Genomic DNA, 14,830 nt, shown 5'->3' on the forward strand with positions numbered 1-14,830 from the left:
GCGCAGCCCGATCCCTACTTGCGCTTCAGGTAGAACTCGAAGGCCTTGTCGGCCGTTTCACCCTGTTGCAGCAGATCGTTCCCGGTCTGCCGGGCGAAGGCCTGAAAGTCCTTCACCGAACCGGGATCGGTCGCCAGCACCCGCAGCACCTGGCCGGCGCTCATCTCGGCGAGCGCCTTCTTGGCCCGCAGAATCGGCAACGGGCAGGTCAGCCCGCGCGCATCGACTTCCTTTTGAAACTCCATTACGCGTAACCCTCACTGACAGTTAGCGCAATTCTACCCCATGGCCATAACCGCGCCCGCGGCCGGCTACGGAACTATCGTAGCTATCACTCCGAACGGCCGTTCTTGCGTTCCTCGCGGCGGCGTTCGCGTTCCTGTTCCTTGAGCTCACGCAGGCGCGCATCGACCGCCGACAGCTCGTAGAAATTACCGTCTCCCGCCCGGCGCGCCAGCTCCAGCTGCTCGATCGCGGCCGGAACCGCGCCGCGCAGCACATACACCTCGGCCTGTGCGCGGTGCTGGGCCGCGCGGTGCCCCTGCTCGGCCTCCGAGCGGGCAAGGAATGCCCACAGGCGCGGATCCTCCTTGCGGTTCTGCACTGCCGTCCGCGCCATTGCGCCGGCATCGCGCGCACGCCCTGCCAGGATCATCGCATCCATCAGCGCGTACCGCGCCGCCTGGCTATCGGGAAAACGCTTCTGCGCCGCTTCGAGGATCTGCACCGCACCGGCGGCATCATGCTGCGCCAGCCGCAACTCCGCCGCCAGCATGTCAACGAAGGACGACTGCGGAGCCTCCCGCCGCAAGGTCTCCACCTGCTTGCCGGCATCGTCGAGACGGCCGGCCGCGAGCAGCGCCCGCGCGTAGCCATAGCGCTGCGCGATATCGCCGCCGTTCTTGGCGACCTGCGCTTCGAATTCGCGCACGGCATCGATCGGCTGCATCGCCCCGACGCGCAGCTTCGCGCGCACGAAACCGAAGTCGGGCGAATCGGGAACCTGCTTGTAACGCAACTGCGCCACGCGGTTCCCCATGTCGGAAATCCGCTCCTGGGTCAGCGGGTGCGTACGCAGGTAGCTCGGTGCATTGTTCTCGTACAAGCGGCTCGAACGCTGCAGCCGCTCGAAGAAACTGGGCATACCGCGCACGTCGAAGCCGGCCCCTTCGAGCGATTGCAAGCCCAGACGGTCGGCCTCACGTTCGAAATCGCGCGTATAGCCGAGCTGCGCCTGCAGCGCCCCGGCCTGCCCCGCCGCGATCGCCGCCTGGCTGAGCTGCGAGTCGCCGCGCGCCGCAAGCACCGCGACGAGCATGGAGGCGAGCATGACCATGCTGGTCTGGCTCTGCTTGCCGAACATCTGCGCGATGTGCCGCTGCGTCACGTGTGCGACCTCGTGCCCGAGCACCGAGGCCAGCTCCGACTCGGACTCCGCCGTGACGATCAGCCCGGTGTGCACGCCGATGAAACCGCCGGGCATCGCGAAGGCGTTGAGCGTGCCGTCGCGCACGACGAAGAACTCGAATTCCAGCTGTGGCGCGGCGCTCGCCGCAACGAGCCGCCGTCCCATCCGGTTGATGTAATCCTCGACCTCGGGGTCGTCGAGATAGCTCGCTTCGCGCCAGCGGATCTCGCGCATGATCGACTCGCCGAGCTTGCGTTCGGCAAGCGGCGAGAGTTCCGAGGCCCCCACATCGCCGAGATCCGGCAGACCGGCCGCATTCACCGGCGGCACGAGGGCGACGCACAACAGCAGGATAAGAATTCGTCTGATCATCGGGTGCTATGATACCGGCCCACCATTAACCGTTCAGCGCGGAATGTATCGCACTGTACGACACCGCGCACACCGAGCCATGACCGAGCAGAAAGCTTCCGCCCTCACCCACTTCGACGCCCACGGCCAGGCCCACATGGTGGACGTCGGCGGCAAGAGCGAAACCCGCCGCGTCGCCGTCGCCCGCGGCTCGATCAGCATGAAGCCGGAGACCTTCGCGATGGTCAAGTCCGGCAGCGCAAAAAAGGGCGACGTACTCGGCATCGCGCGCATCGCGGCGATCCAGGGATCGAAGCGCACCAGCGACCTGATTCCCCTGTGCCACCCGATCCCGCTGACCCGCGTCGCCGTCGAGTTCGAACTCGACGAAGCGCAAAGCCGCATCGACTGCAGCGTCACCGCGGAAACGGTCGGCCGGACCGGCGTCGAGATGGAAGCGCTCACCGCCGTAAACGTGGCGCTGCTCACCATCTACGACATGTGCAAGGCCGTGGATCGCGGCATGCGCATGGATGGCATCCAGTTGATGGAGAAGCTCGGCGGGAAGTCGGGGCACTGGGTCGCGGGACAGTAGTCCGCAGCATCAATCAGGGCAACCGCTTCCCCGCGCAAGACAGAGGCTTGCGCTCCCAGCCGCGGAAATTGCGCGCGATCACCGTCGCACCTCTTCCCAAGAACTGATCGCAAATGAAAACGGGGCGGCTTGCGCCGCCCCGTTGTGAGCTACGTGCGTTACAAGAACCGCTTACTGGAACTTGTAGATGTAGCGTGCGCCGATGAAATTGGCCGTCTGCTTCGGCTTGTTCGAAACGACGGTACCGTCGGTCGTCGTGCCATAGACGTAGTTCGAGCCGTTGGCAAAGCTCCACGTCCAGTCGTCGGTCTTCCAGCGCTCGTGAATCAGGTCGAGCTGGACGTCGGCATTCTTCCGGATCGCGTAGCGGGCGAACATCGACACGCGGGTGAGCGTGCTCTCGATGTCGGCAAGCGGAATCTCGGAGGCCGTGCGTGCGGCGGACGTATCCTCGTCATACGAACTTTGCGTCCGCGTCCACTGTACGTCGGCTCCGATGCTCAACTTGCTCGTGACGGCGCCACGCAAACCCAGTCCGACCGAGTCCCCCTGGTCTTCGAGGTCCGCACGCTTCAGCATGTTAGGAATCGAGGAACTGGTATTACGCGCCCACCGTCCAGACAATTGTTCCGCACTTGTCACATCATGCGACGCCCAACCTGTGATCTGCCACTTGTCGGAGAACGCATAGCGAGCATCGACCGAGACCAGCGTCGCCTGTCCATCCTTCAGACCAAAGGGCCGACCATCTTCACGTTGATAGTCGTCGCGCGAGTCTTCGACATTGAACTGCATGCTGAAGGCCTCGACCGGCGCCCAGTCCAGCGACATCCGCCACTTGTTGCGCGTGCGATCGGCGATGTGCAGGGGATTGATCGCATCATAGATACTACCGCCATCCCTCAGCGTACTCGGCTCATGGGGCAACGCTCGCACCGATCCTTCGCGGACGCTGTGCAGGAAGGCGACCGAACCGTTAACCGTTTCCGACATCGAACGACGCAGTTGCAGACGATACGTCGTCTCCTCGATGCTCTCGGCGAACGGCACGTAACGTTCGTCGTGGAACTTCGGTGCAGAGCGGTCCTGATCCTTGAAGTCGACGCCGCCGATCAGCTTGAAGCGTTCCGGCAACAGGTACGACGCCTCGACCTTCCCTGACTTGGTCTCGTACGAATGCGGCGTGTTGTGCACCGTCGCTACGCGCGTCGTGTTGTTACCGACGAAACCGAACAGCGGGGTATTGTCGTCGACGTCGTGATAACGCAGGTTCGCATTCAGCGACAGCTTGCTGGTCGGCCGCGAGCTCAGCCCGAGTTCCACCAGCGAGGTCACGATCTCGCCATCCAGCTTGCGCGGCGCACCCGCAAATGGCGCATTGACACCCGTCAGCCCGATGCTCGGGATGGTTTCGTCCTGGGTCGCCACACTGCGCGAAACCTTGAGCGTCCCGCGCGTCGAGGGAGTGAAGGAATAGCCGGCATTCAGGAAGAACTGATGCGCCTCGTTGTCGAGCGGCAGTGACAACGGCGTCGTATTGGGCGCCGACGAAGTCTCTCTCGGATTCGACACGCCCCGGACAGAGGCCAACACCAAATCATTCTTGTTGTTGTACCAGCTCCCCGCATAACCTCCCGCCAGCTGGAGCTTCTCGCCGGTATATTCGAGCGTCACGTCGAGCTGTTGCGTGGTGCTGTCGATCGGTTCCGCGACGAAGAGGGCCGCACTGCCCATGCCCCAGTGCCGGCTGCCGTTCTTTTCCTCGTTCTTGAAGCTGAGCTTGAGGTCGACGTCCTTGAGCAGATTCTTGCTGAAGCCGACATGGATGAGATCGCGGTACGTTGCCAGGTCGACATCGTGGAACGGCAGCACATTGGCGCCGGAGCCGCTGACCGTGATGCGTTCGGATCCCACGCCGCGGATCCCGGAGCGGATCTCCAGCGGGCTTTCGCGGGGGATGCGCGAATAGTTCACGAAGCCGCCCATGTTGCCCTGCTGCTGCACTTCGACCGAGATCTTGCGGCTCTCCAGTCCGAGACTGTCGCCCTTGAACTTGAACCAGGTGCCCGTGGCGTCGTCGCGCTTGACGACGTCGGCATCGATCAGGGCATAACCGTGGTCATCCCGCATGCCGTCGAAGATGCCCTGCTGCGGACGATCATTCGACCAGTAGCCGGCACCCACCGAGATGGAGCTGTCGGGCTCCGTGAGCTGCTTGATGTCATCCTCGGCGAAAGCCGAGCCGTATGCCGCGAGCATGGCCGCAGCTACTGCGGTCAGCCTGAATGTCGTATTGAAGTTTTTCATGTCAATCTCCCTTGGCCCGATCAGCGACGGAAGCGCCCGGCGGTCGCATTGTTCACAGTGCTGTTGCCGCCATGGATATTCGTATGGCAATTCAGGCAGCCACGGCCGACGGTATGCGGAAGACTATTCCCCGTGCGGTCAACCGGCAGGCCGGCGAGACTGCTCGGGTGGCTGTCATGGCTGTGACATTCCTGGCACAGGTAGGGCGCGCGTGCCTTCAGGAGGTTGGCGATGTTGGTGCCGTGCGGGTTGTGACAGATTGCGCAGTCTTCGGACACCGGCTGGTGGTTATGCACGAACGGGCCGCGCTTTTCCATGTGGCAGGAGTAGCAGGTGTCGTTCACGCTGGACTTCACCAGCTGCGAGGGGTTGTCGCCATGCACGTTGTGGCAGGACGAGCAGCTCATCTGGCCTTCCGGCACCGGGTGGTGCGAAGGACGCGCAAATTGCGCACGCTGTTCCTTGTGGCAGTTCGAGCACACTTCGGGCTGCGACTTGGCTTCGCGAACCTTGTCGTGGCCGTCGTGGATGGAGTGACAGGAAACACAGGTCACATCGCGACGAGCGTGGGTGCTGTTCTGCCAGAAGATGCGGGTGCTGCCCTGGTGGCAGTTCAGACAGGCGGCGTTCTGGGCCTCGGCCGAAGTCGCGGTGTTCTTCTTCGTGAAGCCGACGTCGACGAGCGGCGTCGGGCCGCTGCCGCGACCGGCTTCCTTGACGTGCTTCTCGCTCTCGCCGTGGCAGTTCGTACAGCCCGGCGTGCGCTTGTCGGCGACGGTGCCGTGCTTCGTCTTGCCGATGCGCAGCGCATCGGGCGAGTCGTTCTCGTCGTGACAGGTCGTACATTTTGCATCGCCCGTGAGGACGATGTCCTTGGGCGCTTCCTTCTCGGCAGCGGTCGCAGTCAGCGCCGGGAACAGGCTCCCGGCGAGGACCGCGAACGCGCACACGCGCAACGCTTTTCCTAGCGATTTCATATAAACCCCCTGATTTGCTGATGAGTGGCGCGCACCACGGCGATGCGTGCCGGATCGTTTGCCGCGAGTTACTGGGCGCGGATCCAGTCGACGAGATTCTTGATCTCGGCCTTGTCGGTGGTGTCGATCACCTTGTGCGTTTCCTCGGTGCCGTCCTCGAGCTTCACCTTATGTTCCTTGGTGATCTGCTCGACCATCTTCTGCTCGGCGTCCGCCTTGTCCTTGAACTTGGCGGCGATCTTCTTGTAGGACGGGCCTTTCTTGGTCTTGTCGACCGCATGGCACTTGAAACAGTCATTGCGCTTGGCTGTGGCCTTGGCAGCGTCGGCGTCCACAGCCATTGCAGCCGGGGTCGCGAGGGTTGCCGTCAGTCCGACAAGGATCATGCTCGCAAGAATTCGTGCCTTCACGCTGATTCTCCTTTCGATATATACGCATCCAAATGCCCGCGGGAGCTGAACGGACTCCCCGTAGACATTTTGCTAGTGGAATATACCCCCAAATTTTCCAAGGATGTTCGACACAAACGTACAAAAGGACACAATTGCCTCGTTACAACACAAGGCCTTGACACGCTGACGATTTTTTATACAGGATCCGTATTTCCGCATGTACCGGCACATCACCGGCGACTAATTAAATGTATATGCAGGACATCTTAATTAGCACATTGCGATACTTCGGAAAGGCAGGCGTGTCGCCTGCGGCCAGCCGGTCAACCGGGGCCGTGGTCAATGCTGGAAGCGATAGCAACCGGCGGACGACACATCGTCGTCCGGCGACACCCATGTGCGACGGTCTTGGCGCCCGGGGAGCGCAACGGCAACGCCGCCCCGACTATTCGAGGACTTGCAGGCCCGAACTCAGGACGAGGGATTGCCCGGAAACGCGGTCGCGGACGGTTGCGATCACCTTGTAGCGTCCGATGCGGTCGTGCGGGTCGAAGCTGACCTGCATGCTGCCGTTGCCGAGATGGAGATGCCCGGGCACCGACTCGGCGGACCACAGGGACGTCGAGCCCCCCCGGATGCGCCCTCCGTCCGGCGCCTGGAGCACGAGATCGGCGACGACATCGCATCGTCCGGTAGCATCCCTTGCACATCCCTGGAAGACGAGCATGGCGATGACGGACGCCCCGCGCCGCACGGTCGCCGTGGCGGGCAGCTGCTGGGGAGTGTTCGACACGCGCCACGCCTTCAGGAAGTGCGACTCGTCGGGGGTGAGTACGAGCTGGGCGCCGAAGTGCTCGGCTCCATGTGCGTCGCTGCGGGCTGCGTGCACGAGATGCTCGCTGGAGATCCAGGCGCCGTGCGCGAGGAGCGGAAGACTTGCGGCCAAGGCCGCGGCGCAACGTCTCATGTTTGCAGCCCGGAATGATGGAGACGGAGCGCGCAAACTGCGCGGGCTGCGGATGCTACGGGTTGGCGATTCCGCAGTGGAGCCGAGCCGGAGCGCGCTCTTGGCGCAATTATCACTCTCCCGTCGAGCGGATCGGGCTGCTTTTACAACTGCACACAAGAAGGGGAATGTTGCGGGTGAGATTCCCCAAAAGCGGACCAATAAGCGGGAATTTGCCCCGGCACGAGACGCGAGGATGAGCGGTCTCGCGCCGGAGCAGGTGTGATTTACAGCTTCTGGTGGGCGCCGTCGCACATCACGCCGTTGCCCGACTGCTTACAGCCACAGAAGTAGGCGGTCTTGTTTTCCTCGGCCTTGTACTCGACCGGGGCGAAGCTGCTTCCCTGGTGGGAACCGTCGCAGAACGGCTGCTTGGTGCTCTTGCCACAGGAACACCACCAGTAGCTCTTGCCGGCCTCGATGTCGACTGCGTAGGGGGAATTCTGGGCGATCTTTGCGGATTCGTTAGACATGAATCAACTCCTCATGCGGTGGATAAAAAACCACCCCGGGAGTTCCGGGGTGGCAAAAGTGATCCCCAGGGGGAGGGATCAATGGAGACGGAATTTCGGACCGACTTACTGTTTGACCGCTTCGACCGCGATCTCGAGCGTGACGTCGTCGCCGACGTAGGGAGCGAACTTGCCGGCACCGAAGTCGGAACGCTTGACCACGGCGGAGGCGTTCGCGCCGCAGGCTTCCTTCTTGAGCATCGGGTGCTCCATGCAGTGGAAGGAGGTGACTTCAAGCTTCACCGGCTTGGTAACGCCCTTGATGGTCAGGTTGCCGTCGACCGAGGCGAGCTTGTCGCCGCTGAAGTTCAGCTTCGTCGACTTGAAGGTGATCGCCGGATACTTCTCGGTATGGAAGAAGTCCTCGCCCTGGATGTGACCGTTGAACTGGTCGAAGCCGGTATCCACCGACTTGGCATCGATCGAGACGTCCACCGAGCCGGACTTCGCGGCGCGGTCGAGCTTGATCGTGCCGGTGGTCTTGTTGAAGCGGCTCTCCTGCTTTGAATAGCCGAAGTGGCTGTAGGCGAAGCGCGCGAAAGTGTGCGAGCCGTCGATATCGAAGGTTTCGGGGGCGGCCATGGCGGGGGCGGCGACGGTGGCGGCGAGGATGGATGCGAGGGCGAGGCGCTTGAGTTGCTTCATCGTGAATCTCCTTAGTGCAGGAAGGGTTCGGAAAATGGATGGTTCTGGTGACAGGAAGGCTTATTTCGCAGCGCGGCGTTCGGCTTCGACGTGGAAGCTGACCTTGACCTCGTCCGCGACGATCGAGGTGTCCGACCAGGTGCCGTCGCCGATGGCGAACTCCAGGCGCTTGAGGGTGAAACCACCGTCGAACGCAGCGGTGTTGCCGTTCTGCGTGACGGTTACCGGAGTCGTCACGTCGCGGGTTTTGCCCTTGATCGTGAGCTTGCCGGTCATTTCGTAGCGGTCGCCGCCGAGAGGCTTCACGGACGACGACACGAAGGTCGCGGTGGGGAAGGCCTTGAGATCGAACCAGGGCTTGCCGACCACTTCGCTGTTCGCGTCGGCGGAGCCGGCATCGATGCTGCCAAGGTCGAGGTCGAGGCGAACGGTCGTCTTCGCGGGGGCGGCCGGATCGAAGACGAGATCGACATTGGCCTTCTTGAAGTAGCCCTTGACCGGCACGTTCATCTGTTTGAAGACGAAGTCGATACGGTTTTTCGCGGCCAGCACCTGATCGAACGTACCAGCCGGCTGCGCCGCGTATGCGCCGGTGCCGGCCAGCGGCAGAACGAGGGACACGAGGGCTGCGGCAAGAAGTCGTTTGCTGTTCATATGTGTATTCCTTTGACTGTCCGGTTCAGCGTTTGAGCAGGGGCACCATCCGCACCAGCGTTTCGTCGCGGTCGATGATGTGGTGTTTGAGTGCGGCGGCGATGTGCAGCCCCACGAGGACCAGGAGTCCGGAGGTAAGGACTTCGTGGGCAGACTTGAGCAGGTTGCCGAGCGCTTCGTCCTTGCCGACCAGATCGGGCAGCGGGACGAGGCCCAGATAGACCACCGGGAAGCCCTTCGCCGAGCTCATCAGCCAGCCGCTAAGCGGCACGGCGATGAGCAGCACGTAGAGCACGACGTGGGTGACCGACGCGATTGCACGCTGCCAGCCGGGCATGGTGTCGACCGGCGCGGGGACCGGTTTCGTGACGCGCAGGATCAGCCGGGGGATGAACAGCAGTAGCACCGTGAAACCGATCCACTTGTGCCACGAGATGAGCTGCAGCTTGCGCGGCGACAGGGACAGATCGGTCATGTAGTAGCCGAGCGGCAAGGCGACGAGCACGAGGATCGCAATCATCCAGTGCACGATTACCGCCGGTTTCGAATATTGGTCCGGAGCACTCATCGCTTTTCCCCTTGGTCCTGTTGTTTTCGTTGATGCACTCAGACTGCGCGGAAGAATTCCGCAATCAGGCAGTCGATCGACTTGGGCGGGTGGCCGACCAGCGCGGCGAAATCGTTGGTGGTGCGCGCCAGACGGCCCGCGGCGGCGGCCGTAAACATGTTCGCCATCGCGCGGGCGAGCCAGGCGGGCATGCCGACGCCCTCGAGCACGCCGGCGTAGACGTCCTCGCCAACCGGTTCATAGCGCAGCGTCTTGCCGGTCGCGGCGCCGACGCGAGCGGCGAGGTCGTGATAGTCGTGGGCGGTCTGGCCCGTGAGCTCGTAGATGCGCTTTTCGAGCCGCGGCGCGACGGCTGCGGCGGCGATCGCCCCGGCAAGCTCGTTGCGCGACAGGTAGCTGACCCTGCCCTCCCCCGCCGGCAGCTGCAGCAGGCCGCTCTGCAGCGCACCCGCGAAAGTCATCGGCAGGAAGTCGGCGTACATGCCGTTGCGCAGGATGGTGTGACCGACGCCCGATGCGGCGAGCGCTGCCTCGCTGTCGGCGTGCACCTGCGCAAACTCGGACGGTGACGCGGAGTCGGCGTCGAGGAAGCTGGTGTAGAGGATGTGTTCGACCCCGGCGCCACGCGCAGCTTCAATTGCATTGCGGTGCTGGGCGATGCGTTGCGCCTTCGGGCCGTCGGTCGACACGATCACCAGGCGCGAGGCGCCGGCAAAGGTCGCACGCAGGGCTTCGGGTTGATCGAAATCGCCACGACGCACTTCGATGCCGCGCGCAGCAAGCGCGCCGGCCCGCTCGGGGTCGCGCACGCTGACGGCAAGCCGACCGACACCCGCGCCCGGCAGTCGCACGGCAAGCTGCTGCACGATCTGCAGGCCCAACTGCCCTGTTGCTCCGGTTACGAGAATCATGTGGTGGTCCTTGGCGTTGCGTCATTAGCGTATGGGCGCACTTTATGGGATTGATTGGTTCTAAAATAGCGGAACCAAGCAAACTCTTTGTTGCACCGAGGACAACAATGGATCGCCTGCAGGCAATGGAAGTGTTTGTTCGCGTTGCGGAAGCAGGAAGCTTCACTGCGGTCGCGGACCGGCTGAATGTCGCCCGCTCGGCGATCACGCGACAGATCGCGGCGCTAGAAGCACACCTCGGAACCAAGCTGCTCGCCCGCAGCACAAGAAGACTGAGCCTGACGTCATCGGGTTCGGCCTACCTGGAAAAGTGCCGCGAAATCCTGGCGATGGTCGAGGCGGCGGAGGGCGACCTGGCAGGCGAGAAGCAGGCGCCGCGCGGTCAGATCCGCGCCAGCGTGCCGATGAGCTTCGGCGTGCGCCACCTGATGCCGCTCGTAGCGGACTTCATCACGACCTACCCGGAAGTCAGCGTGGACGTCGAGTTCAGCGATAGGCGCGTGAATCTGATCGAGGAAGGGATGGATTTCGCCGTGCGGATTTCGGAGCAGATCGATCCGTCACTGGTGATCCGTCGCCTGAGCCGCAGTTCGCTCACGGTGGTCGCCTCACCGGCCTATCTGGACCGGCACGGGCGACCGCAGCATCCCGAAGAGTTGCTGCAGCACCACTGCCTGACCTACACGCTGGGATCGAGCCTCGGCTGGAACTTCAGCGTGAACGGGGAACCCTATTCGGTACCGATCAAGGGGCGTTTCCGCGCCAACAACGGCGATGCCCTGCTCGATGCGGCGATCCGCGGGCTGGGGATCGTGCGCGAGCCGACCTTCCTGACCTCGCAGGCGGTACGGGCCGGACTGCTGGAAGTGCTGCTGCCGGAATATTCGGCAACCGAGCTGCACATCTACGCGGTGTTTCCCGGCACGCGCTATGTGCCGCACCGGGTGCGGACGCTGGTCGATTATCTGGCGGAGCGCATCGGGCCGGTCCCGTACTGGGACTGAGCGGCTCAGAAATTCATCCGCCACGGCAGCTCGCCCTGGATGAACAGGCGGGCTTCGTCGGATGCGGGGCGGGCGAAGAAGCGCTGCACCGAGGCGTGTTCGCGCACCCGTCCGGCGCTCATGAAGACGACGTCGTCGCCGAGGCGGGTGGCCTGACCGAGATTGTGAGTGGTCATGAGGATGCGGGTGCCGTCGGTACGGATCTCGCGCACGATGCGTTCGACCTCGGCCGTCGCGGAGGGGTCGAGGCTGGCAGTGGGTTCGTCCAGCAGCAGCAGGCGCGGCGCGGTCACCCAGGCACGGGCGAGCGCGAGACGCTGCTGTTCGCCGCCCGACAGCAATCTGGCGCTGTCGGACGCACGCGCGAGCAGGCCGACACGATCGAGCACGTCGGCCGCGCGGCGGCGGCGCTCGACGCGCGGTACGCCGTGGGGCTTGAGCGCAAGTGCGACGTTTTCCAGCACCGAAGCGCGCAGCATCATCGGATGCTGGAACACCATCATCACGCCGAGATGGGGGCGTGCGCCGCCGCCCCAGTCGATCTGCCCGGCAGTCGGTTCGAGCAGGCCGCAGATCGTGCGCAGCAGCACGCTCTTGCCCGCGCCGTTGGGGCCGAGCACGAGCGTGATGCCCTCGCCGCCCAGTTCGAGTTCGATGCCGTCGAGGACTTTGCGGCCGTTGGGCTGGAAACGGACGTCGCGCAGGCGCAGCGGGAACATGCTCAGCCGTACCTGCGCATCGCCCACGCCCGCATCGCGAATGCGGCAGCGTTGAGGACCAGGATGACCGCGACGAGCACGATGCCCAATGCGATCGCGAGCGGCAGGTCGCCCTTGCTGGTTTCGAGCGCGATCGCGGTGGTCATGACGCGCGTGGCATGGTCGATGTTGCCGCCGACGATCATCACCGCGCCGACCTCGCTCATGGCGCGCCCGAGTCCGGCGAGGACGGCAACGAGCAGGGAATGACGGCAGTCATATAACAGCGTCGTGACGCTTTGCAGCCATGTGAAGCGCATCGCCCGGAACTCCTCGGCATAGCGCTGCCACGTATCCTCGATGATCTGGCGGGCAATGGCGGCCATCAGGGGGACGACCAGCAGCGTCTGCGCGGCGACCATCGCAGCGGGCGTGTAGAGCATTCCCAGCCCGCCGAGCGGGCCCGAGCGCGACAGGATCAGATAGACGACCACGCCGACGACGACGGAGGGTGCGCCCATCAGGCCGTTGATGACCACCAGGGTGGCGCTCCGGCCGGGAAAGCGGCCTACGGCGAGACAGGCGCCGAGGGGCAGCCCGATGAGCGTGCCGAGGATCACGGCCGAACCGCTGACCCGCAGCGACAGGCTGACGATTTCGACCGCGCGGTGATCGAAGGTGGAGAGGAGAGCGAAGGCGTCGGAGAAGGTCGCGGCGAGTCCGTACATTGGCCGGAGCATAGCGCAAGCGCCGCACTTAGGCAGCCCTGCGCCGCATGCGGATCGGGAATCGCCTCATCCGCCGCCTCGCTGCATCGCACGGTCGAGCGGAACGAGCAAGGCCCTGCGGTCGGATTCGGTGCCACCGGAGAATTCGTAACGCACCCCGAGCGTCTGCAACTGAAGCAGGCCGAGCCGTCGCACGCCGCGTGTCGCGACATGGATGTCGAGCCGGGTCGGCCCGGCGCACAGGCGGAAATGACCGGGGGCGACGGCTTCCACCGCGCAGGGCGATGCCTTGCGCAGGTCGCGCTCGAACTCGGCGGGCGAGGCGGTTACCTCGCGCTCGAAGCGCTCCGGCACGGGACCGCTGACAAACGCCAACGAGCGCTCTCCTGTCATGTGTGGATGCAGTGTTCACTTGCGGGCTCCCTCCAGCTGCGGCCGCGTGGCTGCGGTCCTCGCAGTGCCGGAACTGGAACGCGCAAAATTCAGCCGCCGGCGATGGGCGGCCAGATGGCCAGTTCGTCTCCGTCCGCGAGCGGCCGCGAGGCGCGCTGCGCGGGCGGGATGAAATGGCCGTTGACGAGCACGAGATGCGCGCTGCGCTCGGGGAGGTTGAAGCGCATGATCAGCTCGGCGATGGTCGTCCCCTCGCCGACTTCCAGTTCGATGCGGTTGCCCCTGCGGTCGGACGGGAGGTAGTCGGTGAGGGAGGCGAAGAGCTTGAAGCCGATCTTCATGGGTGCATCCACTCCGGCATCAGCGCGCGAGCGCCATCGGTTGCTGCGAGCGGGCGACATACGCCTCGACGAATTGCAGCGGATTGGCAAGCAGGCGGTCCTTCCACGCCCCGAGCTTCACCTGGCCGTGGATCAGGCCGCGCAGCGCGCCGACGTGCTGGGTGAGGCCGATCGAAGTTGCGCCGATCATCACGTCGTCCTTGAACTGCAGGCTGAGGTAGCGGAAGCGGTTCTCATCAATGTGTTCGACACCCGCTCCGCCGGTTTCGCTCCCCTCGCCCCACCACTGGCCGAAGGACGCCGAGATCAGGCCCAGCGTGTCGAGCACGTTGATCGCGAGCACGCCGTTGAGCTGCGTGTGGCGGCCCGCCATGTTGAGCGCGGCCACGCGGGCCTGGTCGGCAGCGTTGGGCTGGATCGCCGCGACGAGGTGGGCACCGGTGAAGAGGTCGGGCGCCTCGGCGACGTCGCCGGCGGCGAAGATGCCCGGCACGCTGGTTTCGAGCTTGTCGTCGACGAGCACGCCCTTGGCGACATGCACGGGGGTGGCGTCGAGAAAGGCGACATTGGGCGCGACGCCGGCAGCGACGATCACGAGGTCGCACGGCAGGACGTCGCCGGTCGACAGGGTCACGTCCACGACACCCTCGGTGCTGCTGCGGTCGATGCGCTGCACGCCGGCGTTGGTGACGACGCGGATGCCCTCTTGCTCGACCCAGCGCTTGATCATGCTGCCGGCCTTGGGCGTCATCATGCGCGGCACCATGCGGTCGCCCATCTCGACGACGGTGAGCTGCACGCCGCGCGCAGCAAGGGCCTGCATGATGATGCAGCCGATGAAGCCGGCGCCGAGCTGCAGCACGCGCGAGCCGGGTTTGGCGAGCCGGGCGATGGCGCGGGCGTCGTCGAGCGTCCAGCAGGTCTGCACTTCGGGCAGGTCGACGCCGGGGATGGGCGGGCGCACCGGATGCGAGCCGGTCGCGATGAGGAGGCGGTCGTAGTCCTCGAAGTGGCCGTCGTGGAACAGGATGCGGCGCTTGTCCGTATCCAGCGACACGGCACGCGCGCGCAGTTCGCCGATGTTGAGCCTGCGGAAGTGCTCGGGCGCCTTGCGCAGGTAAGTGCCCGTTTCGTCGATGTTCTCTTCGAGCAGGTAGGGAATGGCCATGCGCGAGTATGGCGGAACGTTCTCGCTGCCGACCATCAGGATCTCGTCGGCGGGCGCGGCGCGGCGCAGCGTTTCGGCGGCGACGACGCCGGCGGGTCCGTTGCCGAGTATCACGTGTTTCATCGGTTCGTCCTCGTTTGGGCGATGAGGCGCCCTTCCCGGCAGCGGGCCG

General features: G+C 64.5%; 18 protein-coding genes. 2 read left to right on the plus strand and 16 right to left on the minus strand.

Annotated features, from left to right (window positions below; genetic code table 11):
- Nucleotides 1-14 precede the first annotated feature (14 nt).
- Entirely contained in the window at nt 15-245 is a 231-nt protein-coding gene (locus tag BW991_RS15470) for a sulfurtransferase TusA family protein (RefSeq protein WP_018990453.1), read from the minus strand.
- Between the two features lie 86 nt (nt 246-331).
- Nucleotides 332-1,780 (minus strand): beta-barrel assembly-enhancing protease, encoded by a 1,449-nt coding sequence (locus tag BW991_RS15475; protein WP_076603015.1) that lies wholly within the window; start codon nt 1,778-1,780, stop codon nt 332-334.
- 79 nt (nt 1,781-1,859) lie between these two features.
- Between BW991_RS15475 and moaC the strand changes: the two genes are divergently transcribed.
- Nucleotides 1,860-2,354 (plus strand): cyclic pyranopterin monophosphate synthase MoaC, encoded by a 495-nt coding sequence (gene moaC, locus BW991_RS15480; protein WP_076603016.1) that lies wholly within the window; start codon nt 1,860-1,862, stop codon nt 2,352-2,354.
- A gap of 171 nt (nt 2,355-2,525) precedes the next feature.
- Here moaC and BW991_RS15485 read toward each other — a convergent pair whose 3' ends face one another.
- From BW991_RS15485 to BW991_RS15525, 9 genes are all read right to left on the minus strand, one after another.
- Nucleotides 2,526-4,661: an MtrB/PioB family decaheme-associated outer membrane protein gene (locus tag BW991_RS15485; RefSeq protein WP_076603017.1), complete on the minus strand. Its 2,136-nt coding sequence runs from the start codon at nt 4,659-4,661 to the stop codon at nt 2,526-2,528.
- Nucleotides 4,662-4,681: 20 nt separating this feature from the next.
- Entirely contained in the window at nt 4,682-5,638 is a 957-nt protein-coding gene (locus BW991_RS15490; protein ID WP_076603018.1) for a DmsE family decaheme c-type cytochrome, read from the minus strand.
- A 68-nt stretch (nt 5,639-5,706) separates the two neighbouring features.
- Nucleotides 5,707-6,048: a c-type cytochrome gene (locus tag BW991_RS15495; RefSeq protein WP_244551715.1), complete on the minus strand. Its 342-nt coding sequence runs from the start codon at nt 6,046-6,048 to the stop codon at nt 5,707-5,709.
- 427 nt (nt 6,049-6,475) lie between these two features.
- Nucleotides 6,476-6,997 carry a hypothetical protein gene (locus BW991_RS15500; protein WP_139335951.1) on the minus strand — a complete coding sequence of 174 codons (522 nt, stop codon included), beginning with the start codon at nt 6,995-6,997 and terminating at the stop codon, nt 6,476-6,478.
- Nucleotides 6,998-7,263: 266 nt separating this feature from the next.
- Nucleotides 7,264-7,509, minus strand: a complete 246-nt coding sequence (locus BW991_RS15505) for a CDGSH iron-sulfur domain-containing protein (RefSeq protein ID WP_076603021.1) — start codon at nt 7,507-7,509, stop codon at nt 7,264-7,266.
- A gap of 105 nt (nt 7,510-7,614) precedes the next feature.
- Entirely contained in the window at nt 7,615-8,193 is a 579-nt protein-coding gene (locus BW991_RS15510; protein ID WP_076603022.1) for a YceI family protein, read from the minus strand.
- A gap of 60 nt (nt 8,194-8,253) precedes the next feature.
- Nucleotides 8,254-8,847, minus strand: a complete 594-nt coding sequence (locus BW991_RS15515; protein WP_076603023.1) for a YceI family protein — start codon at nt 8,845-8,847, stop codon at nt 8,254-8,256.
- A gap of 25 nt (nt 8,848-8,872) precedes the next feature.
- Nucleotides 8,873-9,415 carry a cytochrome b gene (locus BW991_RS15520; protein ID WP_076603024.1) on the minus strand — a complete coding sequence of 181 codons (543 nt, stop codon included), beginning with the start codon at nt 9,413-9,415 and terminating at the stop codon, nt 8,873-8,875.
- 38 nt (nt 9,416-9,453) lie between these two features.
- Entirely contained in the window at nt 9,454-10,326 is an 873-nt protein-coding gene (locus tag BW991_RS15525; protein WP_076603025.1) for an SDR family oxidoreductase, read from the minus strand.
- Nucleotides 10,327-10,433: 107 nt separating this feature from the next.
- Between BW991_RS15525 and BW991_RS15530 the strand changes: the two genes are divergently transcribed.
- Entirely contained in the window at nt 10,434-11,330 is an 897-nt protein-coding gene (locus BW991_RS15530) for a LysR family transcriptional regulator (RefSeq protein ID WP_076603026.1), read from the plus strand.
- A 5-nt stretch (nt 11,331-11,335) separates the two neighbouring features.
- Here the strand turns inward: BW991_RS15530 and BW991_RS15535 are convergent, their stop codons facing one another.
- The 5 genes from BW991_RS15535 to BW991_RS15555 form a co-directional block, all read right to left on the minus strand.
- Nucleotides 11,336-12,049: an ABC transporter ATP-binding protein gene (locus BW991_RS15535; protein WP_170879118.1), complete on the minus strand. Its 714-nt coding sequence runs from the start codon at nt 12,047-12,049 to the stop codon at nt 11,336-11,338.
- A 2-nt stretch (nt 12,050-12,051) separates the two neighbouring features.
- Nucleotides 12,052-12,756 (minus strand): ABC transporter permease, encoded by a 705-nt coding sequence (locus tag BW991_RS15540; protein WP_076603027.1) that lies wholly within the window; start codon nt 12,754-12,756, stop codon nt 12,052-12,054.
- A gap of 66 nt (nt 12,757-12,822) precedes the next feature.
- On the minus strand, nt 12,823-13,131 hold the full coding sequence (locus BW991_RS15545) for a hypothetical protein (RefSeq protein ID WP_076603028.1): 309 nt from the start codon (nt 13,129-13,131) through the stop codon (nt 12,823-12,825).
- Between the two features lie 107 nt (nt 13,132-13,238).
- Nucleotides 13,239-13,490 (minus strand): sulfur carrier protein ThiS, encoded by a 252-nt coding sequence (thiS, locus tag BW991_RS15550; RefSeq protein ID WP_076603029.1) that lies wholly within the window; start codon nt 13,488-13,490, stop codon nt 13,239-13,241.
- 19 nt (nt 13,491-13,509) lie between these two features.
- Nucleotides 13,510-14,781, minus strand: coding sequence for an NAD(P)/FAD-dependent oxidoreductase (locus tag BW991_RS15555; RefSeq protein ID WP_076603030.1), 1,272 nt, complete (start codon nt 14,779-14,781; stop codon nt 13,510-13,512).
- Between the last annotated feature and the right edge of the window lie 49 nt (nt 14,782-14,830).

It is taken from the genome of Aromatoleum tolulyticum, from assembly GCF_900156155.1.
GTDB classification, from domain to species: domain Bacteria; phylum Pseudomonadota; class Gammaproteobacteria; order Burkholderiales; family Rhodocyclaceae; genus Aromatoleum; species Aromatoleum tolulyticum.

What these genes read in the sequence shown, in the direction of transcription:
- BW991_RS15485 (WP_076603017.1), bottom strand. Translation starts at nt 4,661, where the DNA reads ATGAAAAACTTCAATACGACATTCAGGCTGACCGCAGTAGCTGCGGCC.
- BW991_RS15500 (WP_139335951.1), bottom strand. Translation starts at nt 6,997, where the DNA reads ATGAGACGTTGCGCCGCGGCCTTGGCCGCAAGTCTTCCGCTCCTCGCG.
- BW991_RS15525 (WP_076603025.1), bottom strand. Translation starts at nt 10,326, where the DNA reads ATGATTCTCGTAACCGGAGCAACAGGGCAGTTGGGCCTGCAGATCGTG.
- BW991_RS15470 (WP_018990453.1), bottom strand. Translation starts at nt 245, where the DNA reads ATGGAGTTTCAAAAGGAAGTCGATGCGCGCGGGCTGACCTGCCCGTTG.
- thiS (WP_076603029.1), bottom strand. Translation starts at nt 13,490, where the DNA reads ATGAAGATCGGCTTCAAGCTCTTCGCCTCCCTCACCGACTACCTCCCG.
- BW991_RS15555 (WP_076603030.1), bottom strand. Translation starts at nt 14,781, where the DNA reads ATGAAACACGTGATACTCGGCAACGGACCCGCCGGCGTCGTCGCCGCC.
- BW991_RS15540 (WP_076603027.1), bottom strand. Translation starts at nt 12,756, where the DNA reads ATGTACGGACTCGCCGCGACCTTCTCCGACGCCTTCGCTCTCCTCTCC.
- BW991_RS15510 (WP_076603022.1), bottom strand. Translation starts at nt 8,193, where the DNA reads ATGAAGCAACTCAAGCGCCTCGCCCTCGCATCCATCCTCGCCGCCACC.
- BW991_RS15475 (WP_076603015.1), bottom strand. Translation starts at nt 1,780, where the DNA reads ATGATCAGACGAATTCTTATCCTGCTGTTGTGCGTCGCCCTCGTGCCG.
- moaC (WP_076603016.1), top strand. Translation starts at nt 1,860, where the DNA reads ATGACCGAGCAGAAAGCTTCCGCCCTCACCCACTTCGACGCCCACGGC.
- BW991_RS15515 (WP_076603023.1), bottom strand. Translation starts at nt 8,847, where the DNA reads ATGAACAGCAAACGACTTCTTGCCGCAGCCCTCGTGTCCCTCGTTCTG.
- BW991_RS15535 (WP_170879118.1), bottom strand. Translation starts at nt 12,049, where the DNA reads ATGTTCCCGCTGCGCCTGCGCGACGTCCGTTTCCAGCCCAACGGCCGC.
- BW991_RS15530 (WP_076603026.1), top strand. Translation starts at nt 10,434, where the DNA reads ATGGATCGCCTGCAGGCAATGGAAGTGTTTGTTCGCGTTGCGGAAGCA.
- BW991_RS15505 (WP_076603021.1), bottom strand. Translation starts at nt 7,509, where the DNA reads ATGTCTAACGAATCCGCAAAGATCGCCCAGAATTCCCCCTACGCAGTC.
- BW991_RS15490 (WP_076603018.1), bottom strand. Translation starts at nt 5,638, where the DNA reads ATGAAATCGCTAGGAAAAGCGTTGCGCGTGTGCGCGTTCGCGGTCCTC.
- BW991_RS15520 (WP_076603024.1), bottom strand. Translation starts at nt 9,415, where the DNA reads ATGAGTGCTCCGGACCAATATTCGAAACCGGCGGTAATCGTGCACTGG.